We start from the raw sequence: 26,514 nt of genomic DNA, 5'->3' as shown, positions 1-26,514 counted from the left end.
TCATATACCCCCGACCCTTTTGGATGTGTGCGCGTCGTGCACCTATCGATGCGCAGTTTGGTCGTTTGCCAGGGCGCATCCCCCGGCCGATGATCGGCGCCCTTTTCTTCTGCCGTTCCCGATGAGCCCTCCTGCCGCAGCCGCGCCCTCGCCCGCCGACCTCCCCTTCGCTGCCGCCGACCGCCAGGCGCGCCGCGCCGCCACCGTGCTGGGCCTGTGCCTGCCGACCGACGTGGTGCTCTACCTGCTGCTGCCGCTCTATGCCGCCCGGTTCGGGCTGACGCTGTCCGAGGTCGGCGTGCTGCTGGCGGCCAACCGGCTGGTGCGCATCGCCGGCTACGGCCAGGTCAGCCGCCTGCATGCGCGGCACGGCCCGCGTGCGCTGTGCACGGCGGCCGCGCTGGCCACAGCCGGGTGCGCGCTGGGGCTGACGGTGCTCAGCGGCTTCTGGGCGCTGCTGCCGCTGCGGCTGCTGTGGGGCCTGTCGTACGGCGCCCTCAACCTCGGCGTGCAGGCGCTGGCCACCGGGCAGGCGCGCGGCGCGGCCCGGCGCGCCGGCCGCGCCCAGGCCGTCGTCGCGGCCGGGCCGATGTTCGCGCTGCCGTTGGCGGCGGCGCTGGCCATGGCCTCGGGTCCGCGCGCCATCTTCTGGCTGCTGGCGGCGGCCGCGCTGCTGGCCGTGCCGCTGGCGCGCCAGCTCCCGGCCGGGCCGGCTGCAGCCGCGGCACCCACCGCACCGCGGCGGCTGCGCCTGCCGGGCGCGCTGGACCGCTGGTCGTTCATCGAGGGTCTGGTGCTCGACGGCCTGTTCATCCTGGGCCTGACCTACCTGGGCCGGCGGGCCTTGCCCGAGAGCGCCGCGCTCGCCGCCGGCGTGCTGATGGGTTCGCGCTACCTCTCGGAGATGCTGCTCGGCCCGGCCGGCGGCCGCATGGCCGAGCGGTGGGGCGCGCTGAACCTGCTGGTCGTGCTGTCGCTGGTGACCGGTGTGGCCGTCGCCGGCTTCGGCGCGGCCAGCGCCACGCATGCAGTCTGGGTCTTGGCGGCCACCGTGATCGTGCTGCGCGCGCTGCAGCTGCCGCTGGTCGCCCCCATCGTGGCCCAGCGCCATCCCGGGCCGGAGCGCGTGCCGATGCTGGCCAACCGGCTGGTCTGGCGCGACCTGGGCGCCGGCATCGGCCCGATCCTGGCGGGCCTGCTGCTGCCGGCGGCGCCGGCGTGGCTGCTGTATGCGGGCGCGGGGGTGCTGCTGGGGTGGGCGGCGCTGGCGTGCCGGGAACGACCCACTTAGGATACCGTTTCCGGCATCGTTTTCGATACCACATCAGCCATGAACACGCTCACCATCGCCGACATCAAGCGCAGCGGCATGCATGCCATCGATGCGGCGCTGCGGCACGGGCCGGCGCATCTGATGAAGCGCAACCGCCGTGCTGCGGTGCTGCTGTCCGAGGCGCAGTATGCCGCGCTGCTGGCAGCCGCAGCCCCCGCTGCGCAAGCCGAAGGACAGGATGCCGCGCTGACCCTGCTGCTGTCGGACCTGCCGGCTGGCGCCCTCGGAGGCGCAGCGCTCGCGGAGCGCGCGGCCGCAGCCCGCGGCGAGTGGGAATGAGCGCACCGACGCTTTCCTCGACACGAATGCGCTGATCTACCGGTTCGAAGGCGCGGCGGCCGTGCAGGCGGCCGTCGCATCCCAGCTGGCGGCACTGGTGCAGGAGACGTCGGCGCGCACGGTCGCCGTCTCCCGGCTCAGTTGGCTCGCATGCCGCGTGAAGCCGCTGCGCGATGGCCAGGCCGAGCTTCTGGCGCGCTATGACGCCTGGTTCGCAGCGGTGACGCGCACCGTCGAGATGGATGCCGCCGTGGTGGAGCAGGCCACCGTGCTGCGCGCCTTCCACGGCCTGAAGACGCCGGACGCGCTGATCGCGGCAAGCGCACTGTCGCTGGACGATGCGATCCTGGTCACGGGCGACGCAGCTTTCGCCCGCGTGCCCGGCCTGCGAACCTCCGTCATCGCGCTGCCCGCCGCCTGACCACGGCAACAGCCAGCACCACGATCCCCAGCCCCCACAGCGGCGCCAGCCCGAAGCGCGAAGCCCAGGCGGCGAACGGCGTGGTGCCCGTGCGGCCCTCGACCGTGCCTTCGAGCACCGCGCGCGTGGCCCGCGGCAGGCTGTGGACCACCGCCCCGTGGTGGTCGATCACCGCGGTGGCGCCGGTGTTGGTGGCGCGGATCATCGGCCGGGCGAACTCCAGCGCGCGCATGCGTGAGATGTGCAGGTGCTGGTCGATCGCCACGCCGGTGCCGAACCAGCCGATGTTGCTCACGTTGACGAAGGCGGTCGGCGCGCCGTGCGCATCGGCGAAGCGCGCGGCCAGTTCCTCGCCGAACAGATCCTCGTAGCAGATGTTGGGCGCGAGCCGCTGGCGGCCCCAGGCGAACGAGGCCGCGCCGACCGGGCCGCGGTTGAAGTCGCCCAGCGGGATGTTCATCATCTCGGTGAACCAGCGGAAGCCCGGCGGGATGAACTCGCCGAACGGCACGAGGTGGTGCTTGTCGTAGCGGTAGACGGCATCCGCCTGCGGCTTCAGGCCGACGACGGAATTCGTATACCCTAGGGAGGAACTGCCCAGTGGCAGGCCGATGATGGCCGCTTGCAGGCCATACCCGGACACATCCGCCGTGTAGCGGCGCAGCAGGCCGTCCCAGTAGCCGGCCGGCAGCTGCTGCGGCAGCAGGGGGATGGCGGTCTCGGGCGCGACGACGAGGCTGGCCTTCGCATCGCGCAGCCGCTCGCCGTACCACTGCAGGGCGACCGGCACGCCGGTGCCCGGCTGGAACTTCTCGTCCTGCGGGATGTTGCCCTGCAGCAGCGCGACGCTGAATTCGCCGCTGCTGCCGGCATCGCGCGTGGCCAGCGCCGGCAGGTGGCCCCAGGCGCCGGCGGCCAGCACGATGCCGGCCACCGGCAAGGCCGCGAAGCGCCCGCGCACCAGCTGGGCCAGCGCCGAGGCGGCGAACGCGGCGAGGAAGCCGATGCCGTAGACGCCGAGCCACGGCGCATAGCCCGCCAGCGGCCCGTCGACATGCGCATAGCCGCCCGCGCCCCAGGGGAAGCCGGTGTACAGCGTGCCGCGCAGCAGTTCGGCCAGCAGCCAGCAAGCGGCGAACAGCAGCGCGCGGCCGATGCCGTTCCTTGGCGCGAAGCGGCGCCAGGCCGCGCCCAGCAGCGCGTAGTCCAGCCCGAGGAAGGCCGCGAGCCCCAGCACCGCCAGCACGGCCAGCGGCGCCGACAGGCCGCCATAGGTGTGCATGGAGATGAAGAGCCACCAGAAGGTGGCGGCCAGCCAGGCGGTGGCGAAGACGATCGCCCGGCCCGCGGCGGAGGCGGCACCGGCGCTGCGGTCGAGCAGGCCGTACAGCACGGCCAGCGACAGGATCTGCAGCCACCAGAGCGCCGCGCCGCTGCCGGGCACGGCCAGCGAGGCGGCCTGCGCGAGCCCGGCGGCAAGCGCCAGGAACAGCGCCGGAAGCGGCGCAGAACGATGGCGGCTCATCCAGCCGTGGCGCTGTCGTCGGCCGCCGGCGCCGCCGGCCGGACCTTGAACCAGCGCACCGCGCCGCCCTTGGTGTGCAGCACGACGAAGCGCAGGCCGGCCAGCACGATCTCCTCGCCGCGCGAGGGCACGTGGCCGATCTCGTGGGCGATCAGGCCGCCGATGGTGTCGAACTCCTCGTTCGGGTCGGAGCTGGCCAGCGCCACGCCGAACGCCTCGGCCACGCGGTCGACCGGCGTATCGCCGCTGACGCGGTAGCTGCGGTCGGCCAGGCCGAAGATGTCGCCTTCGTCCTCGGCGATGTCGAACTCGTCCTCGATCTCGCCGACGATCTGCTCCAGCACGTCCTCGATGGTGATGAGCCCGGCCACGCGGCCGAACTCGTCGATCACGACGGCCAGGTGGCTGCGGGTGGAGCGGAACTCGCGCAGCAGGTCGTTGAGGTTCTTGCTCTCCGGCACGAACACCGCCGGGCGCAGCAGCGCGCGGATGTTCAGCTCGGGCGCGCGCTGGAGCTTGAGCAGATCCTTGGCCAGCAGGATGCCGATGATGTTCTCGCGCTCGCCGCTGTAGACCGGAAAGCGCGAATGCGCCGTGTCGATGACGAGATGCAGCAGTTCGTCGTAGGGGGCGTCGATGTCGACCAGGTCCATGCGCGGCGCGGCGACCATCGTGTCGCCGGCGGTCAGGTCGGCCAGGCGCAGCACGCCTTCGAGCATCACCCGCGATTCGGCGCCGATGACCTCGTTGTCCTCGGCCTCGGCCAGCACCTCGATCAGCTCGTCCTTCGAGTCCGGGCCCGGGTGGATGAACTCGGCGACTTTCTGGAGGAAGGTGCGCTTGTCCCCGCGCTCGGGGAGGTGGCGGGAGGACGCGGGGTGCGGGTCTGACACGGACGGGCGTGGGAGTCGAACAAGGATCCTAGGATAGCGGATCGCCCCCTCCGCCGGCCCGCCGCGGGCTTTTGCTTACCTATTGGGCCGACTTGGAACGGCCTTCGCGCACGCCCTTGCGCACTTCCTGGATGCTCGAGAGCATGCTCCAGAACTGCCTGGCCTGGACCTTCAGGCGGTAGTCCAGCTCGGCCAGGTGGCGCTCGACCAGGTGGGCCATGCGGGTGTCGAAGTCGGCCGGCGGCAGCTTGAGGTAGGCCTCGCTCTCCGAGCCGTCGCGCTCGACCGTCGCGCCGGCGCGGCGCGCGATCTTGAGCATGGCGGTGTTCTCGCTCAGCGCGTGGATGAACATCATGTGCACGCCCTTGGCACGCGCGCTGATGACGGCGCGGGCGAACAGGCGCCCGCCCAGGCCGCGGCCGCGGGCCCGCTTGAGCACCGACACGCCGAACTCGGCGCAGCTGTCGAAGCGCACGTCCTCGGCATAGGCCACATGGGCCAGGGCGATCAGCGTGAGGCCGCGGTTGAACACGCCATAGATCTCGTCGCGGTCGAAGTCCAGCGCATCGACATAGCGGTCGATCTGCTCGTCGCTGGCCATGTAGCCGAAGCGCAGGTAGCGGTCGCTGCCGTCGAGCGACAGCAGATGGGCGCGGATGCGCTCGCGGTGGCGGGCGCTGAGCGTGCGGATCGGCACGACCGAGGCCGGCACGCGGGCAGGCGGGTGGGCATCGGTCGTCTTGGGCACGGCGAACAGGTCCATCGGAAACAGCAGGAAGCGGCTGGCGTTCAGCCAGGGATGGAGCCAGGTGTGCGCGGTGAACATGGAGCGAATATAAGGGTTTTCCCTAGACTCGCCCACCCTCTTGCGTCAAACCCTTATCCCGGGACGGACGGTATAGGGCCAAAACCGGCGCGGCGCAAGCCCGGGGCGCCGCCGAGGCCGCGAGGTCGAACATATACACCCCGGTGAACCATCACCTATCGCCCAACGGACGGCCATCTCAAGCATATACCCGCTCAATCCAGCGCCAGCAGCGCCATGCAGGCCCGGACCACCGGCGGATGGAAGACCATCTGCACATGGGCCACATCCGCCACGAACCGGTTGTCGGCGCCCGGCAGCGTCGCGGTCGAGGCCGGGAAGACGATGTTGTCGCAGTTCGAATACCAGCAGGTGAAGCGCGCCGTGCGTTCCGGCGGCTCGGCCGCGGCGAGCCGCCGCAGCCAGTCGCCGTCCGGCCGCATCTGCGACCCGCTGGGCGCGTGGCCGAAGCGCGCCAGCCAGGTGCCGCGGTGCGGCGTGCCGAGCGTGACGACGTGGTGCACCCGCGCACCGGCGCCCGGCACGGCGTGCAGCCAGGCCCGCGCCACCAGTCCGCCCATGCTGTGGCAGACCAGGACGGGCGGCAGGCCGGTGGCGGCCTCGACCTGGCGCACGGCGGCATCGAGCGTGGGGACGAAGTCGTCGATCGCGGCGAACGGCGGCTCCAGGGACGGCGCGACGACCACCTGGCCGCGCGCGCGCAGCGCCCGCAGCCACGGGTTCCAGAACGCGCGGTTGCAGACGAACCCGTGCACCAGCACCACGCCGCGCGCCGGTGCGCCGTCGCCGCGCACCAGCAGATCGGGCACGGCATGCTCGGCGAACGGCTGGCGTCCGCAGAACACGCGCGGCGCGAGCCGCACCTCGGCCCACCAAGCCGCGGCCACCGCGCGGGCCGATGCGCGCGGCGCCGGGTCGGCGCGGTTGACGCGGTGCATCAGCAGCGACTCGAGCGCCAGCACGATCGCCGGCACGCCCAGCAGCAGCGCCGCGCCGGCGGCAGCCAGCGCCGGCGAGCGCGGCCCGGCCCAGGCGAGCCAGCCGGCCAGCAGCAGCGCGGCGGCCAGCAGCAGGCAGCGTTGCAGGCGCGCGAGCATGGCGGCTTTCTTCCTCCCTTCAGCCTCTGCGCCCGAGGGCCAACCCGGTGGCGGCGGAACGGCCGCCCTTGCAGAATCGATCAGCCACCGCAGGTGAGGACAAGACCATGGATGAGACAACGACAAGAAGACGCCATCGGGCGATTCTGGCGCAGGTGGAACCGGTGGCCGCGCATGCCGCCGCGCTGCCCGCCGGCATGGCGGTCGTCGAGCGCGGCTGGCTGTCGGCCAACGCGGTACTGTTCGACGGCGCCGCGGGCACGGCCATCGTGGACACCGGCTACGGCACCCATGCCGCGCAGACGGTCGCCCTGGTGCGCGACGCGCTCGACGCATCGGGCCCCGGCCGCACGCTCGACCGCATCGTCAACACCCATCTGCACAGCGACCACTGCGGCGGCAACGCCGCGCTGCAGGCGGCTTGGCCGCAGGCCCGCACCGCGATTCCGCCGGGCCAGGCGGCGCAGGTGGCCGCCTGGGACGAGCAGGCGCTGGGCTATGCACCCACCGGCCAGCAGTGCCCGCGCTTTCACGTCGACGAACTCCTCGTGCCCGGCGGCACCGTCGCGCTCGGCGACCAGCAGTGGCAGGTGCATGCGGCGCCGGGGCACGATCCACATGCGGTCGTGCTGTTCGAGCCGGCCTCGCGCACGCTGCTGTCGGGCGACGCGCTCTGGCGCACCGGCTTCGGCGTGGTCTTTCCCGAAATCGAGGGCGGCGACGCATTTGGCGCCGTGGCCGCGACGCTGGACCTGATCGAGTCGCTGGCGCCGGCCGCCGTCGTGCCTGGCCACGGCCCGGCCTTCACCGACGTGGCCGACGCGCTGAGCCGGGCGCGCCGCCGGCTCGACGGCTTCGTGCGCACGCCCGAGCGCCATGCGCACTACGCCGCCAAGGTGCTGCTGAAGTTCAAGCTGCTGGAGCTGCAGCGCGCACCGCTGGCGGCGCTGGTGCAGTGGGCGCTCGCCACCGAATACTTCGGCCTGCTGGCAGGCCGCTACTTTCCCGACCGCGACCGCGCGGCCTGGATCGGTGGGCTCGTGGCCGACCTGCAGGCCGCCGGGGCGGCGCGGCTCGAAGGCGGCGCCGTGGTCAACATGTAGGTAGCCGGCGGCGCCTTCTCAGCAGGCCGCCCGGCCCACGAACTCCGCGACCCGCAGCAGCTGCTCGTCGTCGCCGTAGGCGCCGATCACCTGCACCCCCATCGGCAGGCCGGCGATCGCCTGCCGGCCAAGGGCCGCCTGCTGGCGCATGTGCAGATAGTCCTGCGGCGTGATGCCTGCGCCGCCCTGCAGCCGCGCCTACAGCGGCGGGCTGAGTTGCGCGCCATGGTGCAGCCGCTCGTGGGCCAGCGACTGGCGGGCCGCGAAAGCGAACAGCCGCCCCTGCAGGGCGATCAGCGATTCAAGCTGCAGCGTCAGCCGGATGCGCCGCACCTGCGCGCCCATGCGCTCGGCCAGGTCGTCGATGGCCTGCGCCATCTCGGGCCGCATCTGCTACGAGACGCAGGGCACGCTACTTCCAGGAGCCGGTGGACAGCGTGCTGGGCGCGGCGCTGGCTCCCGCGCGCGACGGTGGTCAACCTGAGGGTTGCGCTGCCGACAGGACGCACCTGAACACCTACGCCGATTCGGCCGGTGCCACCGGGTCGAGATCGCCGTCGGAATCCGCGATATCGAAGCGGGCGATGCGGTGGCTGCGCTGCACCTCGCGCTCGGCCGCCTGCAGGGCGGCGCGGGCCGGCTCGGCCAGGCGCTCCAGCGGCTCGCTCCAGACGATGCGCCAGGTGGCCATGTGGGCCGGCGCCTGCGCCGGGCCGATGCCCAGGTGCGGGAACAGCGCCGCCAGCTGGCCGACGGCACGGCCGTCGCGGGTGAGTGCCAGGAACAGGGCCTGCCGAATCGTGTCCGAAGAATGGGAAGTGGAAGACATCTGTTGCTCCAGAGGCTGGTGCTACGCCGTACAGGGTGCCGTTGCAAGGGCGGCGATGCAACAGAAGATTGCGCAACGCCTTCGCCAGTGAACGGCATGGCTGCGAAAGGAATGTGCCCATGCTGCGCGCAGCGGGCCGGCCCCGCCGGGCTTGCCCCTGCGAAGGCTGGGCGAAATCATGCCGCAGCCGAAGAGCGGGGCCGGGGGTATGATCTTCTACCACGCCATTCATGCGCGCTCACCGATTGTATCCTACGGGGTATATGGTCAGACGCCATGCGGCTCGCCGAGGTTGAGTATCAGCCGGTTGGCCCAAGCGAACAGGGCTGCCGCGTGCAGCGCGTCGAGCGCTTCGAGGTCGCCCAGGCCGGCGTGGCGCAGCGCGTGGATCGCGTCGGCGCCGAACGCGCTAGGCGCGCGGGTCAGCGCGGCGGCGGCCTGGACGATGGCGCGCTCGCGGGCGTCGGTGCCGGCCGTGTCCACGTCGTCGAACAGCTGCGCGATGACGGCGTTGCGGCCGGTGAGCTGCTCATAGCGCTGGGCGTGGACCGCGGCGCAGAAAACGCAGCGGTTGACCACCGACACCGCCGTGCCGACCAGCGCGCGCTCGGCGCGCGGCAGGCCGCCCGGCGCATACATGATTGCGTTGAAGGCCTGCGAGCGCTGGGCCAGCACGGCCGGCTGGTGCGCCAGCAGCAGGTAGAAGTCGGACGTGCGGGCCTTCGGATGGCTGGCGTCGAGCACGGCGAGCTGCTCGGGCGTGGCCGTGGCCGGATCGACCACCGGCAGCCAGGCGGTCCAGCCCAGCGTGGCATTGGTGAAGCCGTTGCGCTCCAGCACCTGGCCCGGCGGCGGCAGGTGGGCCGGGTGCACGAACGGCGCCTCGGGCTCGGCCGCGGCCGGCGCGGCCCGGCCGGGGCCGGCGGCGCCGAGCGCCTGCCATGCCGCCGCCGTGCGCAGCTGGCAGGCCAGGTAGCCGATCAGCTGGGCCAGCAGCACCGCGTCGGGCACGGTGAGGCCGGCGGCGTCCTGCAGGGGCGCGAGCGCGCTGCGGTCGGCGCGGGCCGGCGCGTCGGCCAGGGCGCGCGCGAAACCGAGGATGGCACTGCGGCGCGGGCCTTCGGCCACCGGCTCCTGCGCGGCATAGAGCGCGAGGTTGTGGGCCGCGGCGCGCGGCAGGCCGAGGCGCTCGGCGCTGTCGCTGGCGACCAGCAGCCGCTCGGCCGGCGTCGGGCCGCTGCCGGCCGCCGCGCCGGGGCCGAAGAACAGCTGCTGGCAGGCTTCGGTCGCCGCGGCGACCTTGGCGCGCTGGTGGCGCGCCGCGTGGGCCGGGCTGCCGGCCGCGAGGCCGGCGAGCTGGTCGAGGGTGTCGAGGGCGGGCGTCGCGCCGTCGGCGGCGCCGGAGGGGATGGACGATGCTGCGGTCATGCGCGGATTCTCGCGCCGCGCGAGCGCGGGCGGGCCGACCGGCGCAGCGGGTGGATAGCAGCCGCCGTGCGGGGGGCGCCGCCGGGCTCCCGGGCATGGACCCGAAATCGTTCAGGCTTGGTGTCGGCTGCCGCTCAGGGCAGGTCGCGATTCGGCTCCGGCCGGGCCGCGTCGCGCGGCCCCACCGTGCCGAGCCGCGCGCGCAGCGACTGCGGCTGCCCGCTGATCAGCGCGGCGTAGTTCACCGTGTTGGACAACACCTTCTTGACATAGTCGCGCGTCTCGGCGAACGGCACGTTCTCGGCCCAGATCGCGGCGTCGAGCACCGGGCCGTTGCGCCAGACGCGCGGGAGGCCCGGGCCGGCGTTGTAGGCCGCGGCGGCCAGCGCCATCGAGCCGTCGAAGTCGTCGAGCGCGAGCTTCAGGTAGGCGGCGCCGATGACGATGTTGGTGTCGCGGTCGGTGATCTGCTCGGGCGAGAAGCCGGCCAGGCCGATCCTCCTGGCCGTCCAGCGCGCGGTAGCCGGCATGACCTGCATGAGCCCCGAGGCGCCGACGCCCGAGCGCGCGTCCATGACGAAACGGCTCTCCTGCCGGATCAGGCCGTAGACATAGGCCGGGTCGATGCCGATGTCGCCCGCGCGGCGCAGCACCGCGTCGTGGAACGGCATCGGAAAGCGCTGCTCCACGTCGACGATGTCGCGGGTGCGGTCGCTGGTGTTGATGCAGCGGTCCCACACCTGCTGGCGGCAGGCCAGCTCGGCCGCGGCCAGCAGCTCCCGGTCGGCCATGCCGCCCTTGTCGTGCAGGTTGGTCGTGTAGTTCCACTCGCGCACGCCTTCGCTGCGCAGGCCGATGCGGATGGCGTAGAGCGCGCGCTGCAGGCCGGGGTTGCGCCGGGCGGCCTCCAGCTCGGCGGCGGTGGCCGGCTCGGGCCGCGGCGGCAGGGTGATGCGCTGGCCCAGATCCTCCAGCGCGAGCTGCTCGTAGAAACCGCGGAAGCCGGCGATGCCGGCCAGCAGCTGGCCCGCCTCGGCGCGCGCCGACTCCGTGGGTCGGCCGGCCAGCAGTGCGCGCGCCTGCCAGTAGGTCCAGGCCGGATCCTGGCGGGCCTCGGCACTCATGGCCCGGGTGGCCGAGAGCACGCTCTTCCAGTCGCCGGCGCGCAGGGCGGCGCGCGTCTTCCAGGCGAGCATGTCGTCGGTCAGGTCGGCGTCGCGCGTCACGCGGGCAAAGTAGCCCGCGGCCTCGGGCGAGAGCTTCTGGGCCGACTGCCGGCCGATGGCGCCCCAGAGCCAGTTGCGCTCCTCGCGGGTGAGCTGCGGCGCCCACTTGCTGTCGAGCAGGCTGGCGGCGGTGTCGGGATCGTTCGCGGCCATGCGGCCCAGCGCCAGCACGACCAGTTCCTTGCGCAGCTTGCCGAGCGCCGTGGCCCGGCTGGCCAGGAACTTCGCCGGGCTGTCGGCCAGCGCGGCGAACTGCGGCAGCGCATCGGGCGCGACGATCTCGACCGCGCGGCGGGCGGCGCCCGGGCGGTTGGCGTCCATCGCCAGGCGGGCCTTGCGCCAGATGTCGTCGGGCTCCAGCCGGCCGGCCGTGTAGAACTGGCCGGCGGCATAGCTGCAGCCGTCGTCGGCGTCGCGCAGCGCATACCAGTTGCGCAGCAGCTCGGCCGGGGCGTCCTGGGTGGAGGTGCCTTCGATCTGGGCGATGGTCAGCGCGTGGCAGCGCACCTCGCGGTCGTCGTTCATGCGGAACTGCGGATGCAGCGCGGCGAACGACGCCCAGTCGCGCCGCGCGCCCAGCAGCAGCAGCCAGTCGTTGCGCAGGCGGTCCTCCTGGTAGGTGCCGGCGTAGCGGGCGAGGAAGTCGGCCACTTCCTGCGGCTGGGCCTCGTTGAGGCGGGCGCGCAGCTCCCAGTAGGCGGCCCAGGGTTCCAGCACGTGGCCGCGCACGGCCGGCAGCAGGGCGGACAGCCGCCGCTTGTCGCCCTTGCGGAAAGCCTGCTGCATGTCGAGCAGCACGTCGTCGCCCACACCCTGCGCCAGCGCCGCGGGCGTAGCGCCCACGAGCATGGCCGAGGCCACCAGCGGTGTCAGAATCTTCAAGAGATATCGCAGCATGGGGAAATTATGGACAAAAGGGCGCTCCGGCAGGCACTCATTCAGCAACGGCTCGACCTGCCCGACCGGCTGCAGCGCGCCGAACAGCTCCAGCGCGTGATGCGCATCTGGCTCGTCGGCCGGCCCGACGTGGTGATCGGCGCCTACTGGCCGATCAAGGGAGAGTTCGACCCGCTGCCCGCGCTGCACCGCTGGAAGGAGGACGGCGAGCTGCTCGACCAGCCCCAGCGCCGCCGCATCGGTCTGCCGGTGATCGACAAGGTCACCAGGACGCTGACCTTCCACGCCTGGTACCCCGGCTGCCCGATGGAGGAGGACGCCTACGGCATCCCCAAGCCCAAGGACACCGAACTGGTGGTGCCGACGCTGCTGTTCGTGCCCTGCGTGGGCTACGGCCCCGGCGGCTGGCGGCTGGGCTACGGCGGCGGCTTCTACGACCGCACGCTGGCGGCGCTGGAGCCGAAGCCGACCTCGGTCGGGCTGGGCTACACGGTGGGCTTTTTGCCGGACCTGGAGCCGGAGGCGCACGACATTCCGCTCGACGCGATCCTCAACGACAACGGCGTCGTCTGGCCGCTGAAGTAAAAAACCCGCCCGGGCGGCATCGGCCGTCCCGGGCGGGGCTTTTTCCATCGCGGGTTGCGTCAGCCCAGGAAGCCGATCGACACCCAGGGCACGGCGATCATGACCAGCAGCGCGACGAACAGCGCCGCCAAGTGCGGCCAGACCCGGCCGATGGCCACGTCGGGCGAGACGCGGCCGATGGCACAGGCGGCATAGAAGCCCACGCCGAAGGGCGGCGCGAACAGGCCCAGGCCCATCGAGAACACGACGACGATGGCATAGTGCACCTCGTGCACGCCGACCATGCGCGCGATCGGGAACAGCAGCGGGCCGAACAGCACGATCGCCGGAATGCCTTCGAGCAGGCTGCCCAGCACGATGAAGGCCAGCGCCGAGAGCACGAGGAAGCCGACCTTGCCGCCCGGCACGTGCGTCAGCAGCTGCACCAGGTCCTGCGAGAAGCCGCTCTGGGTGAGCGCCCAGGCCATGGCGGTGGCGCAGCCCACGATCAGCAGGATGGCGCCCGACAGCGAGGCCGTGTCCAGCAGCATCGGGTACAGCGCCTTCCAGTTGAAGCGGCGGTAGATGAAGAGCCCGGCCAGTACCGTGTAGAAGATGCCGATGGTCGACACCTCGGTCGCCGTGGCCACACCCTCGACGACGGCGGTGCGAATGATGAAGGGCAGCGCCAGCGCGGGCAATGCGATCAGGAACAGCTTGCCGACTTCCTTCTTGCTGGCGCGGCGCGCGCCGCTCATGTCCTCGCCGCGGGTCTGCCACCAGACCACGACGGCCATGGCCAGCATGCCGATGACGGCCGGCATCAACCCGCCGATGAAGAGCGCAGTGATCGACACGCCGGTGACCGAGCCGATGGTGATCAGCACGATTGAGGGCGGAATGGTTTCGGACATCGCCCCCGAGGCCGACAGCAACCCGATCAGGTCGCCATCCTTGGTGCCGCGCTGGCGCATCTCGGGAAACAGTGCGGGCGCCACCGCGGCCATGTCGGCCGCCTTGGCGCCGGAGATGCCGGACACCAGGTACATCGCGCCCAGCAGCACGTACTGCAGGCCGCCGCGGACGTGGCCGATCAGGCTCACGAGGAAGTCGATCATGGCCTTGGCCAGGCCGGTCATCTCGATCAGCGCGCCGAGGAAGACGAACAGCGGCACCGCCAGCAGGATCAGGTGCGACATGCCTTCCTGCATGCGGTTGGGCACGATCAGCAACGGCGTGCTGGTGGTGAAGGCGATGTACGACAGCGTGGCCAAGCCGAAGGCGAAGGCGATCGGCACACCGATGCAGATGCAGCCCATCAGCAGCACGACGAAGAACACGACCAGGTTGGCATGGCCCATGGCGGCCAGCGGCGCGCCCGAGAACCACAGGCCCAGGCCGACGGCGGCGACCAGCGCGCCGGTCTGCAGGATCTGCGCCGGCGTGGCGCGCTGCAGCAGGCGGCAGACCACCGACACCAGCATCAGCACCGTGCCGACCAGCACCGACGCGTTGCGCCAGCCCTCGCTGATCTCCAGCATCGGCATCTGCACTTCGAGGTCGTCGGCGAAGCGCTCCCACGACGGATGCACGAGCAGCGCCAGGAAGCTCAGCACCAGGAACATGCCCAGCGCGTCGAGCCAGGCCCGGCGCTGCGGCGAGAGGTTCTTGACGAAGGTGGTCAGCGCCATGTGGCTGCCGCGGCGCAGCGCGATCACCGCGCCCAGCATGGCCAGCCAGACGAACAGCAGGCTCGCCAGCTCGTCGGACCACGGCAGCGGCGCATGCAGCGCGTAGCGCGACAGCGCCCCGCCGCCGAGGATGAGCACCTCGGCCAGCACCAGCGCGGCGGCCGGCGCCTCGCTGAGCCAACCGACCAGGCCGTCGATGCGGCCCAGCCAGCCGCGGCCTGCGCCGTCGGCCGACGGCGTGGTGGTGGGATGCATGCGCGTCGCGTCCATCGTCTTCCCTCGCCTGCCGCTCAGGCCAGGCGGCCGGCGTATTTCTCGAGCTTGGCCCAGGCCTCGTCGCCGAACTTGCCCTTCCACTCGGTGTAGAAGCCGGCCGAGCGCAGCAGCTCGCGAAAAGGCGCCGTGTCCGGGCGGTTGAAGACCACGCCGGCCTTGGCCAGCGTGCTCTCGGCGTCGCGGTTCAGGCGAGCGATGTCCTCGCGCTGCTTGAGCGCGGCGGCCTGGAGATGGGTGGCGAGCAGGTCCTGCACTTCCTTGGGCAGGGCGCGCAGCTTCTTGGCATTGCCGAAGATGAAGTGACCGTCCCAGGTGTGGGCGGTCAGCGAGCAGTACTTCTGCACTTCGTAGAGCTTGGCGCTCTGGATCAGCGCGAGCGGGTTCTCCTGGCCATCGACCACCTTGGTCTGCAGCGCGGTGTAGAGCTCGCCGAACGGAATGGACGTGGGCGCGGCGCCCAGGGCCTTGAACATCGACAGCCACATCGGGATGCCGGGCACACGGATCTTGAACCCCTTGAGGTCGGCCGGCGTGGCGATGGCCTTGCCGGCCGAGGTGATGTTGCGGTAACCGTTGTCCAGCACCTTGTCGTAGGCCTGCAGGCCGACCTTGGCCAGCGCGGCGCGCACATGGCCGCCAAGCTCGCCGTCCATGGCGGCCCAAACGGCCGCGTAGTCCTTGAAGGCGAAGGCCACGCCGTTGATGCCGGCCACCGGCACCAGGGTCTGCAGGTTGGTGCCCGCGGTGGACATCAGGTCCATCGCGCCGGCGCGCGTCTGCGACACCATGTCGGGCTCGCTGCCGAGCTGGCTGTTGGGGTAGACCTGCAGGTCGACCTTGCCGCCCGACTCCTTCTTGATCGCGTCGGCCGCTTCCTTGATGCGTACGGCGCCCGGATGGTCGGCCGGGAAGGCCGTGCCATACTTCAGCACGATCTGCGTGCCCTGTGCGCGGGCCGGCAGGACGCCCGTGGCGCCCAGGCCGAACGAGGCGGTGAGGCTGCCGAATTGTCTGCGGGTGAGGGCCATGGGGTCAGGTCTCCGTGGAATGGGCGCACTGCGCCAGGGGGGTGAGAAGGGGTTGGTCTCAGGCGGCCACCGATGCCAGCAGGCCGTCGGTACCCTGGGCGGCCAGGGTGTCGAGGTGCGCGGCCAGCCGGGCCGCGAGGCATGCCGGCCAGGGCGCGGTGCCGAACACCGGCGCATAGCCGAGTGCGGCATCGGCCGCGGCGCGGGTGCTGGCGGCCGCGCGCAGCAGCGCCACCAGCGGCGGCGCGCCCGGGTCGCCGAGCGCTAGCGGCTGGCCGGCATCGCCCTGGGCCTGGCGCAGCGTGTGCAGCCAGGCGGCGAGCGCGCGCTCCAGCCTCGGCGCCGGCCGGCCCTGGGCCAGCCGCTCGCGCAGTGCGGGCAACCAGCGCACGGCGACCTTCTGGGTACCGTCCATGGCGATCTGCGCGGTGCGGTGCGCCAGCGCGGGGTTGTCGAAGCGGTGAATCAGCTGCTCGCCATAGGCACGCACGTCGAAGCCGGCCGGCACCGCGACGGTGGGCAGCAGCTCGTCGAACAGGATGGCGCGTACCGCATGGCGGATGACGGGATCGGCCATGGCCCCGGCCACGGTCTCGCGGCCGCGCAGCTGGCCGAGGTAGGCGATGGCCGAGTGGCTGCCGTTGAGCAGGCGCAGCTTCATCTCCTGGAACGGCCGCACGTCGCTGGTGAACAGCGCGCCGGCCTGCTCCCAGGCCGGGCGCGGGCCGGCGAACGCGTTTTCGATCACCCACTGGGTGAAGGGCTCGCAGGCGATGGCCAGCTCGTCGCGCAGGCCCAGGCGGGCCTCGGCGGCGGCCAGCGATGCCTCGGTGGCCGCCGGCACGATGCGGTCGACCATGGTGCTCGGGAAGGCAATGCTGCCGTCGGACAACCGTGGCAGCAGCGCCGGGCAGGCGCGCTCGGCATAGGCGCCCAGCAACCGGCGCAGCGTGGGGCCGTTGGCCGCCATGTTGTCACAGCACACCACGGTGAGCGGTGCGCCCGGGTCGCGCCGCAGCAGGCCGGCGGCCAGCACGCCCAGCGTGCTGCGCGGTGCCTGCGGCTGCTGCAGGTCGTGAGCCAGGTCGGCGTCGGACAGGTCGAGCTCGCCGGTGGCCGGCAGCAGGCTGTAGCCCTTCTCGGTGACGGTGCTGGTCACGACGTGAACCTGCGGATCGGCGATGGCGCCAAGCACCTTCTCCAGGGCCTCCGGCGCGAACAGCGCGGCCTGGATGGCGCCGACCAGCCGGCTGTCGGACTGTTCCGCATGCTGCTCGGTAATGGTGTAGAGGTGGTCCTGCGCCGCCAGCGCATCAGCCAGGCGGCGGCCGCGCAGGTGCACGCCGACGATGCCCCAGCGCAGGTCGCCGCCGGCCAGCACCTGCTCGGTGTAGAGCGCCTGGTGGGCTCGGTGGAAGGCGCCCAGGCCCAGGTGCACGATGCCGGGCCGCACGGCGGCCCGGTCGTAGGCGGGGCGCCGCACGGACGCCGGGAGGCGGGCTGCGGAAGAATTCGTCAGTCGGGTCACATTGGTCTCTGCATCTACCATGGTACCATGGCAGTTTGCGGAGTCTAGGCGGCCTCTATGGGTTGAATGTTAAGTAGAAACCCGCGATTGCAGTCACAATCAAGTCAAACTACCATGGTAGTTAAGAGAGAGCTATGAGCAAGACCCCTGTCGCTCCCGATGCCGAACTGTTGAGCGCCCTGCAGGGCTTTCAGCTCGATCCGGAGCGCTCCTACACCCAGCAGGTGCACGGCTTCCTGCGGGACGCCATCGTGCGCGGCACGCTGGCGCCGCGCACCCAGCTGTCCGAGGCTGCCATCGCCACGACGCTCGACGTCAGCCGCACGCCGGTGCGCGAGGCCCTGGTGCAGTTGGCCGACGAGCAGATGGTCATCATCCAGCGCAAGGTCGGCACGCTGGTCGCGCCGATCTCGCTGTCGCTGCTCGACGAGGGCCGCTTCGCCCGCAGCACGCTCGAATGCGCGAGCCATGTGCAGCTGGCCCAGACCATCACGCCCGAGCAGCTGGACGAGTTCAGCGACATCGTGGCGCAGCAGCGTCAGGCGGTGGCCGCGGGCGACGTCGGCGAGTTCTTCCGGCTCGACGAATGGATGCACCGCCGGCTCTTCGAATTTGCCGGCCGGGCCCATGTGTGGGCCATGCTGCAGCCGATGAAGCTGCAGTTCGACCGGGTGCGCTGGCTGCTGCTCGACGGCGTGGCCGACCATGCCCAGCGTGCCCTGGTGGAGCACGAACAGATCCTCGCCCTGATGGCCGCGCGCGACGTCGGCCGCCTGGGCGCCGCCGTGGCCGGACACATCGATCGTGTCGGCCGCCACCTGCCGGAGGTGCGGCAGCGCGCCCCGGAACATTTCGTCGACTAGATCGACCCCACAGCCTTGAAGATCGAACGCCTCCAGACCATCGTCGCCTGCCCGGGCCGCAACTTCGTCACGGTGAAGATCACCACCGACGAAGGCGTCTACGGCCTCGGCGACGCCACCCTCAACGGACGCGAGCTGTCCGTGCGCAGCTACCTCGAAGACCATGTCTTCCCCTGCCTGGTCGGCAAGGACCCGCGCAACATCGAGGACATCTGGCAATACCTCTACCGCGGCGCCTACTGGCGGCGCGGGCCGGTGACGATGACCGCCATCGCGGCGATCGACATGGCGCTGTGGGACGTCCTCGGCAAGCTGGCCAACATGCCGGTCTACCGCCTGCTGGGCGGCAAGAGCCGCGCCGGCGTGATGGTCTACGGCCATGCCAACGGCCGCGACCAGGAAGAGGCCGTCGATGCCGTGCGCCAGCACGTGGAGGAAGGCTACAAGGCCATCCGCGTGCAGTCGGGCGTGCCCGGCATGGACAAGGTCTACGGTGTGGGCCAGGCCAAGGGCTTCTACGAGCCGGCCCAGAAGGGCCTGCCGCCCGAGGAGAGCTGGGAGACGCCGCTCTACCTGCGCCACACGCCCGAGCTGTTCCGCAAGGTGCGCGACGCCGTGGGCCACGACGTGCATTTGCTGCACGACGCGCACCACCGCCTCACGCCGATCGAGGCCGCCCGCCTCTGCCAGGACCTGGAGCCGCACCGCCTGTTCTGGGTGGAAGACCCGACGCCGGCCGACAACCAAGAGAGCTTCCGCCTCATCCGCGAGAAGACCACGACCCCGCTGGCCGTGGGCGAGATCTTCAACTCGATCTGGGACTGCAAGGACCTGATCCGCGAGCAGCTGATCGACTACATCCGCTCGACCATCGTGCATGCCGGCGGCATCACCCACCTGCGCCGCATCGCCGACTTCGCCGCGCTCTACAACGTGCGCACCGGCTTCCACGGCGCCACCGACCTGTCGCCCGTGACCATGGCGGCCGCCGTCAACTTCGGCCTGTGGGTGCCCAACTTCGGCGTGCAGGAGCTGATGCCGCACAACGGCCTGACCAACGAGGTCTTCCCGCACAACTACCGCTACGAAGACGGCTACCTGGTGATGGACGAGGTGCCGGGCCTGGGCGTGGACATCGACGAGGAACTCGCCGCCAAGTACCCCTACGAACGCGCCTACCTGCCCGTCGCCCGACTGCGCGACGGCGCCATGTGGAACTGGTGATCCGCCCCCTTCCCCCGCCCCCCTCGAAAGAACCGACCCATGCTGAGTATCGTCGTCGACGAACCGAACAGCCTCGCCGTACGCGAGCTTCCCATGCCCGAACCCGCCGCTGGCGAGGTGCGTGTGCGGGTGCGCTTTGCCGGCATCTGCGGCTCCGACCTGCACATCTACCACGGCCAGAACCCCTTCGTCTCCTACCCGCGCGTGATCGGCCACGAGTTCTTTGGCCGCATTGACGCGGTCGGCGAAGGCGTGCCGGCCAGCCGCATCGGCGAGCGCGTCAGCGTCGACCCGGTGGTCAGCTGCGGCCAGTGCCACGCCTGCCGCATCGGCCGGCGCAACGTCTGCAGCAACCTGAGCGTGCTCGGCGTGCACCGCCAGGGCGGCTTCAGCCAGTACGTCTGCGCCCCGGCCGAGAATGCCTACCGCATCCCGGACAACGTCAGCGCCACCTGCGCCTCGATCATCGAGCCCTTCGCCGTGGCGGCCAACGTGACGCACCGCACCGGCGTGCTCAAGGAAGACATCGCGCTGATCTACGGCGCCGGCCCGGTCGGACTGAACCTGCTGCAGGTGCTCAAGAAGGTTTACGGCATCAAGGCCTACATCACCGACCGGCTGGAGGAACGCCTGGCCCTGGCCCGCACCTGCGGCGCCGAGGAGGACGAGGTCATCAACACGACCGACATTTCCATCGAGGACGCGCTCAAGGCGCGCGGCGTGACCGGCGGCCCGACGCTGATCTACGACGCCGTCTGCCACCCGAGCATCCTGGAAGAGGCCGTGCGCATCGCCGCGCCGGCCGGCCGCATCGGCATTCTGGGCTTCTCGCCCACGCCGTCGGCCATTCCGCAGCAGGAGCTGACCAAGAAGGAGCTGTCGCTGCATGCCTCGCGCCTGAACTGCGCCATGTTTCCGACCGTGATCGACTGGATCAGCCGCGGCCTGGTGCAGCCCCAGCACATCATCACGCACCAGGTCGACTTCCGGAACGTGAACGAAGCCTTCGAGCTGGCCGAGCGCAATCCGCGCTACAGCTGCAAGGTGCTGCTGGACTTCGGCTTCGACCAGGCCGTCGATGCCTGAGACCGGCGCGCCCGATGTGCTGACCGTCGGCGAGGCCATGGCCTTGCTGATCGCGCAGCAGCCCGGCCCGCTGGAGGCCGTGCCCGCGTTCGCCCGCGCCACCGCCGGCGCCGAGCTGAACGTGGCCGTGGGCCTGGCGCGGCTCGGCCTGAAGGCGGCCTACCTCAGCCGCCTCGGCGACGACAGCTTCGGCCGGCACCTGCGCGCCTGCATGGAGGCCGAGGGCATCGACACGCGCCACGTGCGCACCGATGGCCAGCATCCCACCGGCTTCATGCTCAAGTCGCTGACCACCGACGGCAGCGACCCGGCGATCGAGTACTACCGCAAGGGCTCGGCCGCCAGCCACCTGGGGCTGGCCGACCTGCCGGCCGGTGCCTGTGCCAATGCACGGCACCTGCACCTGACCGGCATCAGCCCCGGCGTGTCGGCATCGCTGCGCGAGCTGGTCTTCACTATGGCCCGCGCCGCGCGCCAGGCCGGCCGCACCGTGTCGTTCGACCCCAACCTGCGGCCGCGCCTGTGGCCGGACGAACGGACGATGCGCGACACGCTCCACGCCCTGGCCGCCGAAAGCGACTGGGTGCTGCCGGGCCTGGCCGAGGGCCGGCTGCTGACCGGCGCCCCCAGCGCCGAAGGCATCGCCGGCTTCTACCTAGAGCGCGGCGCCAGGCTGGTCGTCGTCAAGCTCGGGCCGCAGGGCGCCTACTACGCCACGGCTGCGGGTGCATCCGGCACCGTGGCCGGCGTGCCGGTGGCCCGCGTGGTCGACACGGTGGGTGCGGGCGACGGCTTTGCCGTCGGCGTCATCAGCGCCCTGCTCGAAGGCCTGGACCCCGCCGAAGCCGCCGCGCGCGGCAACCGGATTGGCGCCCGGGTGGTGCAGTTCCCCGGCGACTGCGACGGCCTGCCGACCCGCGCGCAGCTGCTGGCAGAACAGCCGGCCTGACGGCGACCGGCCGCGGCGCCGGCCGGAAGATATATAACCACCGCCTCCCGGCCCGCTGCGCCTTCGTGCCGCGTGGCTGCCTTACCGTCGTCACCTCACAAGGAATACACCCATGGGCGCCCAATGGAAAGCCAAAGGCAAGGCCGCGGCGGCAGACGCGCGCGGCAAGCTGTTCGGCAAGCTCGCCAAGGAAATCATGGTCGCCGCGCGCAGCGGCGCCGACCCGGCCTCCAACGCCCGGCTGCGCCTGGTGCTGGAGCAGGCCCGCAAGGTCTCGATGCCCAAGGACACGCTGGAGCGCGCCATCAAGAAGGGGGCGGGGCTGACCGGCGAGGCGGTTCACTTCGAGCGCGTGGTGTACGAAGGCTACGGCCCGCACCAGGTGCCGGTGATGGTCGAGTGCCTGACCGACAACCTCAACCGCACCGCGCCCGAGATGCGCGTGCTGTTCCGCAAGGGCCAGCTGAGCACCTCGGGCTCGGTCGCCTGGGACCCAATCCCAAAAAATTGGTCATCCAGCATGAGGGCAGCCTCTTGAAAAATTGATAGCTAGCCGAGGGAACAATCTGGGGAAAGCCTCTCGGAAAGCTATTTTAGAGGCTGGAGTTGGGGCGCGTCTTGTACGCGGAATTGCGACAGGATACGCGCTGCACGCATCACGGTCTACCGCAACGTGCCGACGAAAAAGCGCAGCGCACGCGGCTTGGGAATTCCCTTCATCGCCGCTAGTGATAGTCCTGCTCCAACTGATGCCTGACGGCCAGCACTACGACCTTTGCGGGACCGGCGATCTCATAGAGAAGGACGTAGGCGCTGGCACCGAATGGAACGACCAGTTCACGACGCAGCCCATCGTTATGCGCTGCCTTGCGATAGATGAATGGCGTCCTGGACAGGTGCACCTGAGCGGCGATCTCGGTGGCCGCAATCGCCCGCTCCGCCACATCCAGATCCTCGACCGTTTCGGCGCAGTCGAGCAGGTACTGAAAGAGCCTGAGGTCCGCTTTTGCTCGCGGGGCAAAAGCTCATCGCGCCTTCGCTGGCGGAATACCCAACTGCTGGCGCTTGATCTTGAGACGCTCGCGCATCTCACCGATGACCTGATCAGCAGAATGAGCCACGCCCGTGCGCGAGTACTCTTGCCATGCAGCCTCGCCCCGGGCATAGAACTCGGCTTGTGTGCGCCGGTACTCCACAGCGCTGCGCACCGTGTCTTCGATGAACTCAGACAACGTCTCGCCTTTGCGGAGCATGGACTCCAGGTTCGCACGCAGTTCAGGGTCGACGCGCACTTGAGGAAGGATGGCTGGCTTCATGGGCAAGTCCTGACGACACTGATGACATGAATGCCGCGCTGCGCGCGATGGGCTTCCCCGCTGACGAAGTAACGGGGCACGCACGGATTCCGGGCCACGGCGCGAACGATGCTGGCGGAGCGTCTCAACATCCTGGAAACCGTCATCGAGGCACAACTCGCACATACCGTGAAGGACAGCCTGGGCCGGGCTTACAACCGCACGGAGTTCATTTCCGAACGGCGCGTGATGATGCAGACATGAGCCGACTATATTGACGAGTTCAGAGAGAAGAAAGTCCAGCAAGAGGCGGGAGTGGTGTGGCGCTCTGATCGGATGAAACCGTGGCGGGTTGCATCGCCCCTTGCTGCTCGTCGGTCATCATCTGCATAGCCAGATTGAATCCGGCAATCTGCCGTACAATCGCCTCTCCATCTGAGAGGAGCACCGCCTTGACATCCCCCGCCACTGCCCGCCTGGAAGCCCGCATCAGCACTGACCTGCATGCGATGCTCAAGCGCGCGTCCGAACTGCAGGGACGCACCATGACCGACTTCGTGGTTGCTGCGGTGCAGGATGCCGCGCAGAACGCCATCGCCCAAGCCGAAATGATCCGACTGTCGCTGGCAGACCAGGAATGCTTCGCCCAGGCGCTGCTTTCTCCTCCCAAGGCCTCGCCGGCCCTCAAGCGTGCATTTACCCACCGTCGCAAGCTGCTGCGCTCTGAATGAGCAAGGCAGTTCCGTTTCATGTGGCATTGCTGGATGCATCACATGACCGCGCCAGCTTCGATAGCGATTCTGCGGAACTGAACCGCTACCTCCAGCAGCAGGCTACCCAGGACATCCGCCGCCGCGTCACCGCGTGCTTCGTGGCGGTGACCAGCGACGATGCACAGCGGATCGCGGGCTACTACACCTTGGCATCGTCCAGCGTACTGCTCCATGACCTGCCGGCGGCCACCGGAAAGAAACTGCCGCGCTATCCATCCGTGCCTGTCGTTCGGATGGGAAGGCTGGCTGTCGCAAAGACGTTCAAGGGCGCGGGCCTGGGCGCAGCCCTGCTGGCCGACGCGTTGGGCCGGGCAGCCCGCGCGGAGATCGCTGCCTATGCCCTTGTCGTGGATGCGAAGGATGATGCCGCAGCATCCTTCTATCGGCACCATGGATTCATTGCCATGCCAAGCGCCCAAAGAACACTTTTCCTCCCGCTGGCACCAGTCAAGGATCTGGCATAGGCGCGAGCCGGCAGTCGCCAACGATCCCTCGGGGTAGCGGTATCGCCCTCCAGCCCCGCGTCGGCGAGACGCCCGAGCAGCATGCCTTGGGCGCGGCTGACCTCGGTCAGGGGCTTGGTCAGCGCACGCAAGTCGTAGCGCCAAGCCGGCCAGTCATCCTCTAGCCCGATTCTCGGGCAGCACAAAGCTGTCGCTAGCGGCCTCGAGCAGATGACCGCCCACGCGCCAATCTCGTAGGCGGGTTTCTTATTGATACACAATGGACGGTGTCACGAACGGAGTCTGTTGTATGCGGCTTTCAGAATGGAACGAGGCTTTGGTAAAGGCCATATTCCTAGAGCCTGAGAGGGCAGGTACGAGTGTGTGCCGTATGGATGCAACAGGGCAGCTGCTGGAGAAGATCTCCGGCGTGGCCGGACTAGAAGCGGCAAAACGGCAGTTCATCGCAGCCTTTGGCCGAGATGCCTCAGATATCCGCCAGCTCTACCGCCGGACATCAATATCGTTGACCCAAGCCACAGCGATTTCCCACAGTTTCGCTGCGCTCTACCTAACTCTCCTGGCTGCCAGCGGAGACGACAGCACTAGCGGGGAGGGGCTGTTGCGCCGCCGTTTTGCAGCGATGCTCGGGATGGAGGAGCTCGCCTCTTTCGACTTTGTCGAACTGCCCAGGATGTGGCAGGAGTTCGCGCGCTGGTGTGAGCGGCGCGGCAAAGCACTAGGGGATTGCCGAAAGCTCATCCTTCCGGATCCCCGCAATGAAAGCCGCATCGGATATTCCAAGCGCCTTGCCTTCCCCACTTTCGCCGATGAAAAGCGCCTGCGGCAGCTTGTGGCGGAGACCGGCATCAGCAGCGCCTCTGCATTTCGGGCCGCAGAGCACGCCATATTTGCGAGCCTGAACGATTTCAGCCAACCGTTCCGCGAAGAAGCTTTGCTATTCCATGAGCTTGTCGCGAATGGGCAGAATGAAGATGCTTTCAATAGCCCCCTGTGGGGAGCGCTGCGCGACATTGGTATTGCATTGGAGAAGAAGGCCAGCGATTCAAGCGGCCGTTTCTGCTTAGAGTTGGACATTGCCGACCCCTTGGCCCCGGAGCTTGCCGTTCTGGCAGATTCCCGGGGAGCGCGCACAGCGGCTTTGTCGGGCGCTATCCCTCTCCAACACCCGCGGGGCCCCTATACATACATTTGGCGCACGAACGGCTTCGATGCATCAATAAGCCCACTGATTTCGCTAGGAGCAAGAGACAACCACTTTTCCCGGCTGCAGATGTCGCGTGCCCTAAGCGCAGGCTGCCTACCGCTGTTCTCCGATAGGTTTGGCCGCTTGAGCTCCGATGGAGACTATCACGATGATGGGCCAGTTGCGCTGATTGCGCTGCGCTCCCGGATGGGGCCTATCGAGGCTATCGCACACCACCTGGGACTCGTTGTGCGGGCGCCAGATACGGGTTCCGGCAGATGGAGCGCGTTGTTCATTCCAAGGATTAGCCGGGCTAGCCTTGAGCGTCTCGCATTTGAGCTTCTTCCTTCCGCCCAGGCTTTTCTGATGCCGGGGTGGCAGCCGGACAGGCTGCGCATAGCTGAAGCCGCGCGGTATGGTGATGCGATCCTGCTAAACCCAGCTGCTAGCCCGGAAGTACGGCTGCGAGGTGCTACCGGGGGGTCATATGAGCTTGTGGGCGCAAACGGGCGAACAATAGCGGGAGGCGAACTAGAGGCGCATGGGGAAGGCTTCCGGATTCCACCGGCTGATCTGTCGACGTTGGCGGTGACCGCGTCATGCGACTACCGCTTGGCCGGAGCGCCCGGTTCTGCCGGTGCTATGGTCAAAATTTCCGTGCTTCCAGCCGCACCTGCTGCTCCCCCGAAATTGCTGCCCGATCCACAGGCCTGGCTCTGCGATGCCCATGGCGCTGTGCTCGGCGGCCTGGAGTCCTCGCGTCCCGAAGCCTACCGCGCACGCTTTTCGCCCGAAGAGCTTGTGAGCCGCAGCTGTGAGCTGGACTTTTTACCACCTTCGATGGCAGGCATAGAGGAGCAGGGACGGCAAGTATTCAGATGGCTCAGCGAGGCGCTCCTTACTCGCTTCCAGCAGCGGGCCACCTTGCCATTTGAGGAAATTAAAGAACGCGTCGGATCTGCTGCCCGGGCAGCCGGCCTGCCGGCCTGGATGGTCCAGAGAGTTCTCTTCGCCTCGGGGTGGCTGGTGCGCATCCCACGGCGCACCGCACCTTTCCAAGAAATCGCCCTCGGGGAGCGCTTGCTTGTAGCGGGAAACTCGGCGGATGGCATGCAAGCCAGGCTTTGCGGGATCTGATCTTGCCCCCGTTTCACGGACACCCCTATAAGCGATTAACTATCGCAATAGGAGGTGGACGATGACCAAGAGCAAGGCAAGCAGAAAGGGGCAGGAGTTCAGCCTGGAGTTCAGGCAGCAGGCACTGTTGCGAGCGGCCACAGAAGGGGTAACCACGGTGGCTCGTGATCTGGGGTTGCAGCCTGCCCAGCTGTACAGTTGGCGCGCCCAGGCGCGGCGGCACGACCAGGACGATCAGGCACAACGCTTGGAGTTGGCCGAACATGCACGGCTCAAACGTGAAGTGGCGCGGCTGGAGGAGGAGAACGCTTTCCTAAAAAAAGCGGCGGCGTACTTCGCCAAACAGCCCAAGTGAAGTACGCAACGATGAAAGCGCACGAAGGCACATTCAGGGTGCGTCTGATGTGCCGAGTGCTGTCGGTGTCTCCAAGCGGCTACTATGCTTGGCGCAAGCGTATGCCGTCCCAACGGACCCAGGCTCGGACGGCGCTGGATGTGCAAGTGGAACAGACCTTCACTCTGCGCAAGGGCCGCGAAGGATCGCCGCGACTAGCACGCAGGCTGGGCGTAAGCCGTCGTCAGGTGGCCGAAAG

General features: G+C 69.6%; 28 protein-coding genes and 3 pseudogenes. 16 read left to right on the top strand and 15 right to left on the bottom strand.

Annotated features, from left to right (window positions below; genetic code table 11):
- Positions 1-121 precede the first annotated feature (121 nt).
- Genes GAK38_RS13140 through GAK38_RS13130 form a run of 3 tightly spaced genes read left to right on the top strand, consistent with a single transcriptional unit; the run spans position 122 to position 2,033 of the window.
- On the top strand, positions 122-1,291 hold the full coding sequence (locus GAK38_RS13140; protein ID WP_325344795.1) for an MFS transporter: 1,170 nt from the start codon (positions 122-124) through the stop codon (positions 1,289-1,291).
- A 39-nt stretch (positions 1,292-1,330) separates the two neighbouring features.
- On the top strand, positions 1,331-1,612 hold the full coding sequence (locus GAK38_RS13135; protein ID WP_325344793.1) for a hypothetical protein: 282 nt from the start codon (positions 1,331-1,333) through the stop codon (positions 1,610-1,612).
- Positions 1,548-2,033, top strand: a complete 486-nt coding sequence (locus GAK38_RS13130) for a type II toxin-antitoxin system VapC family toxin (protein WP_325344856.1) — start codon at positions 1,548-1,550, stop codon at positions 2,031-2,033. Before GAK38_RS13135 ends, GAK38_RS13130 begins: the two co-directional genes overlap by 65 nt.
- Here GAK38_RS13130 and lnt read toward each other — a convergent pair.
- From lnt to GAK38_RS13110, 4 genes are all read right to left on the bottom strand, one after another.
- The gene (gene lnt / locus GAK38_RS13125) at positions 2,011-3,558 is read right to left on the bottom strand and encodes an apolipoprotein N-acyltransferase (RefSeq protein ID WP_325344791.1); all 1,548 of its coding nucleotides are present in this window, start codon (positions 3,556-3,558) and stop codon (positions 2,011-2,013) included. The genes GAK38_RS13130 and lnt overlap by 23 nt on opposite strands.
- Positions 3,555-4,451 carry an HlyC/CorC family transporter gene (locus GAK38_RS13120; RefSeq protein WP_325344789.1) on the bottom strand — a complete coding sequence of 299 codons (897 nt, stop codon included), beginning with the start codon at positions 4,449-4,451 and terminating at the stop codon, positions 3,555-3,557. Before GAK38_RS13120 ends, lnt begins: the two co-directional genes overlap by 4 nt.
- Positions 4,452-4,530: 79 nt before the next feature.
- A complete protein-coding gene (locus tag GAK38_RS13115; protein WP_443089214.1) occupies positions 4,531-5,277 on the bottom strand; it encodes a GNAT family N-acetyltransferase in 747 nt (248 codons plus the stop codon).
- A gap of 194 nt (positions 5,278-5,471) precedes the next feature.
- Complete coding sequence (locus tag GAK38_RS13110; RefSeq protein WP_325344787.1) at positions 5,472-6,374, bottom strand: esterase/lipase family protein; 903 nt, start codon at positions 6,372-6,374, stop codon at positions 5,472-5,474.
- 197 nt (positions 6,375-6,571) lie between these two features.
- Between GAK38_RS13110 and GAK38_RS13105 the strand changes: the two genes are divergently transcribed.
- A complete protein-coding gene (locus tag GAK38_RS13105) occupies positions 6,572-7,477 on the top strand; it encodes an MBL fold metallo-hydrolase (protein WP_325344852.1) in 906 nt (301 codons plus the stop codon).
- Positions 7,478-7,495: 18 nt separating this feature from the next.
- Here GAK38_RS13105 and GAK38_RS13100 read toward each other — a convergent pair whose 3' ends face one another.
- The 5 genes from GAK38_RS13100 to GAK38_RS13080 form a co-directional block, all read right to left on the bottom strand.
- Positions 7,496-7,627 carry a hypothetical protein gene (locus GAK38_RS13100; protein ID WP_325344785.1) on the bottom strand — a complete coding sequence of 44 codons (132 nt, stop codon included), beginning with the start codon at positions 7,625-7,627 and terminating at the stop codon, positions 7,496-7,498.
- 48 nt (positions 7,628-7,675) lie between these two features.
- Positions 7,676-7,855 (bottom strand): hypothetical protein, encoded by a 180-nt coding sequence (locus GAK38_RS13095; RefSeq protein WP_325344783.1) that lies wholly within the window; start codon positions 7,853-7,855, stop codon positions 7,676-7,678.
- A gap of 139 nt (positions 7,856-7,994) precedes the next feature.
- Entirely contained in the window at positions 7,995-8,306 is a 312-nt protein-coding gene (locus tag GAK38_RS13090; protein WP_325344782.1) for a hypothetical protein, read from the bottom strand.
- 267 nt (positions 8,307-8,573) lie between these two features.
- Positions 8,574-9,734, bottom strand: coding sequence for a peroxidase-related enzyme (locus GAK38_RS13085; RefSeq protein WP_325344780.1), 1,161 nt, complete (start codon positions 9,732-9,734; stop codon positions 8,574-8,576).
- A gap of 134 nt (positions 9,735-9,868) precedes the next feature.
- Complete coding sequence (locus GAK38_RS13080; RefSeq protein WP_325344778.1) at positions 9,869-11,857, bottom strand: lytic transglycosylase domain-containing protein; 1,989 nt, start codon at positions 11,855-11,857, stop codon at positions 9,869-9,871.
- 9 nt (positions 11,858-11,866) lie between these two features.
- Here GAK38_RS13080 and GAK38_RS13075 point away from each other — a divergent pair, with 9 nt between their 5' ends.
- A complete protein-coding gene (locus GAK38_RS13075; protein WP_325344776.1) occupies positions 11,867-12,442 on the top strand; it encodes a 5-formyltetrahydrofolate cyclo-ligase in 576 nt (191 codons plus the stop codon).
- A gap of 59 nt (positions 12,443-12,501) precedes the next feature.
- Here the strand turns inward: GAK38_RS13075 and GAK38_RS13070 are convergent, their stop codons facing one another.
- Genes GAK38_RS13070 through GAK38_RS13060 form a run of 3 tightly spaced genes read right to left on the bottom strand, consistent with a single transcriptional unit; the run spans position 12,502 to position 16,944 of the window.
- Positions 12,502-14,367, bottom strand: coding sequence for a TRAP transporter large permease (locus GAK38_RS13070; protein ID WP_325344774.1), 1,866 nt, complete (start codon positions 14,365-14,367; stop codon positions 12,502-12,504).
- A gap of 35 nt (positions 14,368-14,402) precedes the next feature.
- Positions 14,403-15,416 carry a TRAP transporter substrate-binding protein gene (locus tag GAK38_RS13065; protein WP_325344772.1) on the bottom strand — a complete coding sequence of 338 codons (1,014 nt, stop codon included), beginning with the start codon at positions 15,414-15,416 and terminating at the stop codon, positions 14,403-14,405.
- A 58-nt stretch (positions 15,417-15,474) separates the two neighbouring features.
- Positions 15,475-16,944 carry a mannitol dehydrogenase family protein gene (locus tag GAK38_RS13060; protein ID WP_325344771.1) on the bottom strand — a complete coding sequence of 490 codons (1,470 nt, stop codon included), beginning with the start codon at positions 16,942-16,944 and terminating at the stop codon, positions 15,475-15,477.
- Positions 16,945-17,078: 134 nt separating this feature from the next.
- Here GAK38_RS13060 and GAK38_RS13055 point away from each other — a divergent pair, with 134 nt between their 5' ends.
- From GAK38_RS13055 to GAK38_RS13035, 5 genes and pseudogenes are all read left to right on the top strand, one after another.
- Positions 17,079-17,807, top strand: coding sequence for a GntR family transcriptional regulator (locus GAK38_RS13055; protein ID WP_325344769.1), 729 nt, complete (start codon positions 17,079-17,081; stop codon positions 17,805-17,807).
- Between the two features lie 15 nt (positions 17,808-17,822).
- On the top strand, positions 17,823-19,031 hold the full coding sequence (gene manD, locus GAK38_RS13050; RefSeq protein WP_325344767.1) for a D-mannonate dehydratase ManD: 1,209 nt from the start codon (positions 17,823-17,825) through the stop codon (positions 19,029-19,031).
- A gap of 39 nt (positions 19,032-19,070) precedes the next feature.
- On the top strand, positions 19,071-20,117 hold the full coding sequence (locus GAK38_RS13045) for a Zn-dependent oxidoreductase (protein WP_325344765.1): 1,047 nt from the start codon (positions 19,071-19,073) through the stop codon (positions 20,115-20,117).
- Entirely contained in the window at positions 20,110-21,066 is a 957-nt protein-coding gene (locus GAK38_RS13040) for a sugar kinase (protein WP_325344763.1), read from the top strand. Before GAK38_RS13045 ends, GAK38_RS13040 begins: the two co-directional genes overlap by 8 nt.
- Positions 21,067-21,178: 112 nt before the next feature.
- Positions 21,179-21,559 (top strand): annotated as a pseudogene (locus tag GAK38_RS13035) (YebC/PmpR family DNA-binding transcriptional regulator); the annotation flags it as partial.
- A 232-nt stretch (positions 21,560-21,791) separates the two neighbouring features.
- Here the strand turns inward: GAK38_RS13035 and GAK38_RS13030 are convergent.
- Together GAK38_RS13030 and GAK38_RS13025 are read right to left on the bottom strand one after the other, a co-directional pair.
- Positions 21,792-22,010, bottom strand: a complete 219-nt coding sequence (locus tag GAK38_RS13030) for a type II toxin-antitoxin system RelE/ParE family toxin (protein ID WP_325344761.1) — start codon at positions 22,008-22,010, stop codon at positions 21,792-21,794.
- Between the two features lie 81 nt (positions 22,011-22,091).
- Positions 22,092-22,382, bottom strand: a complete 291-nt coding sequence (locus GAK38_RS13025; RefSeq protein WP_325344759.1) for a YlcI/YnfO family protein — start codon at positions 22,380-22,382, stop codon at positions 22,092-22,094.
- Positions 22,383-22,490: 108 nt separating this feature from the next.
- On the opposite strand from GAK38_RS13025, the gene GAK38_RS23940 reads away from it, so the two are divergent.
- The 3 genes from GAK38_RS23940 to GAK38_RS13010 all read left to right on the top strand — a co-directional run bounded on the left by GAK38_RS23940 (position 22,491) and on the right by GAK38_RS13010 (position 23,598).
- Positions 22,491-22,625 carry a hypothetical protein gene (locus GAK38_RS23940; protein ID WP_443089213.1) on the top strand — a complete coding sequence of 45 codons (135 nt, stop codon included), beginning with the start codon at positions 22,491-22,493 and terminating at the stop codon, positions 22,623-22,625.
- Positions 22,626-22,813: 188 nt separating this feature from the next.
- Positions 22,814-23,092 (top strand): type II toxin-antitoxin system TacA family antitoxin, encoded by a 279-nt coding sequence (locus GAK38_RS13015; RefSeq protein ID WP_325344757.1) that lies wholly within the window; start codon positions 22,814-22,816, stop codon positions 23,090-23,092.
- Positions 23,089-23,598, top strand: a complete 510-nt coding sequence (locus GAK38_RS13010) for a GNAT family N-acetyltransferase (RefSeq protein ID WP_325344755.1) — start codon at positions 23,089-23,091, stop codon at positions 23,596-23,598. The genes GAK38_RS13015 and GAK38_RS13010 overlap by 4 nt, the downstream gene beginning before the upstream one ends.
- Positions 23,599-23,648: 50 nt before the next feature.
- Here GAK38_RS13010 and GAK38_RS13005 read toward each other — a convergent pair.
- Positions 23,649-23,783 (bottom strand): annotated as a pseudogene (locus GAK38_RS13005) (DUF4172 domain-containing protein); the annotation flags it as partial.
- A 185-nt stretch (positions 23,784-23,968) separates the two neighbouring features.
- Between GAK38_RS13005 and GAK38_RS13000 the strand changes: the two are divergent.
- The 3 genes and pseudogenes from GAK38_RS13000 to GAK38_RS12990 form a co-directional block, all read left to right on the top strand.
- Positions 23,969-25,921, top strand: coding sequence for a hypothetical protein (locus tag GAK38_RS13000; protein ID WP_325344753.1), 1,953 nt, complete (start codon positions 23,969-23,971; stop codon positions 25,919-25,921).
- Between the two features lie 61 nt (positions 25,922-25,982).
- On the top strand, positions 25,983-26,276 hold the full coding sequence (locus tag GAK38_RS12995) for a transposase (RefSeq protein ID WP_325342377.1): 294 nt from the start codon (positions 25,983-25,985) through the stop codon (positions 26,274-26,276).
- A gap of 11 nt (positions 26,277-26,287) precedes the next feature.
- Positions 26,288-26,514, top strand: a pseudogene (locus tag GAK38_RS12990) (IS3 family transposase); the annotation flags it as partial.

The sequence above is a fragment of the Xylophilus sp. genome, from assembly GCA_009914555.1.
In the GTDB taxonomy this organism is placed as follows: Bacteria; Pseudomonadota; Gammaproteobacteria; order Burkholderiales; family Burkholderiaceae_C; genus WNDY01.
Note: the sequence above shows the minus strand (reverse complement) of the source record. Positions and strands in the feature narration are given on the sequence as shown.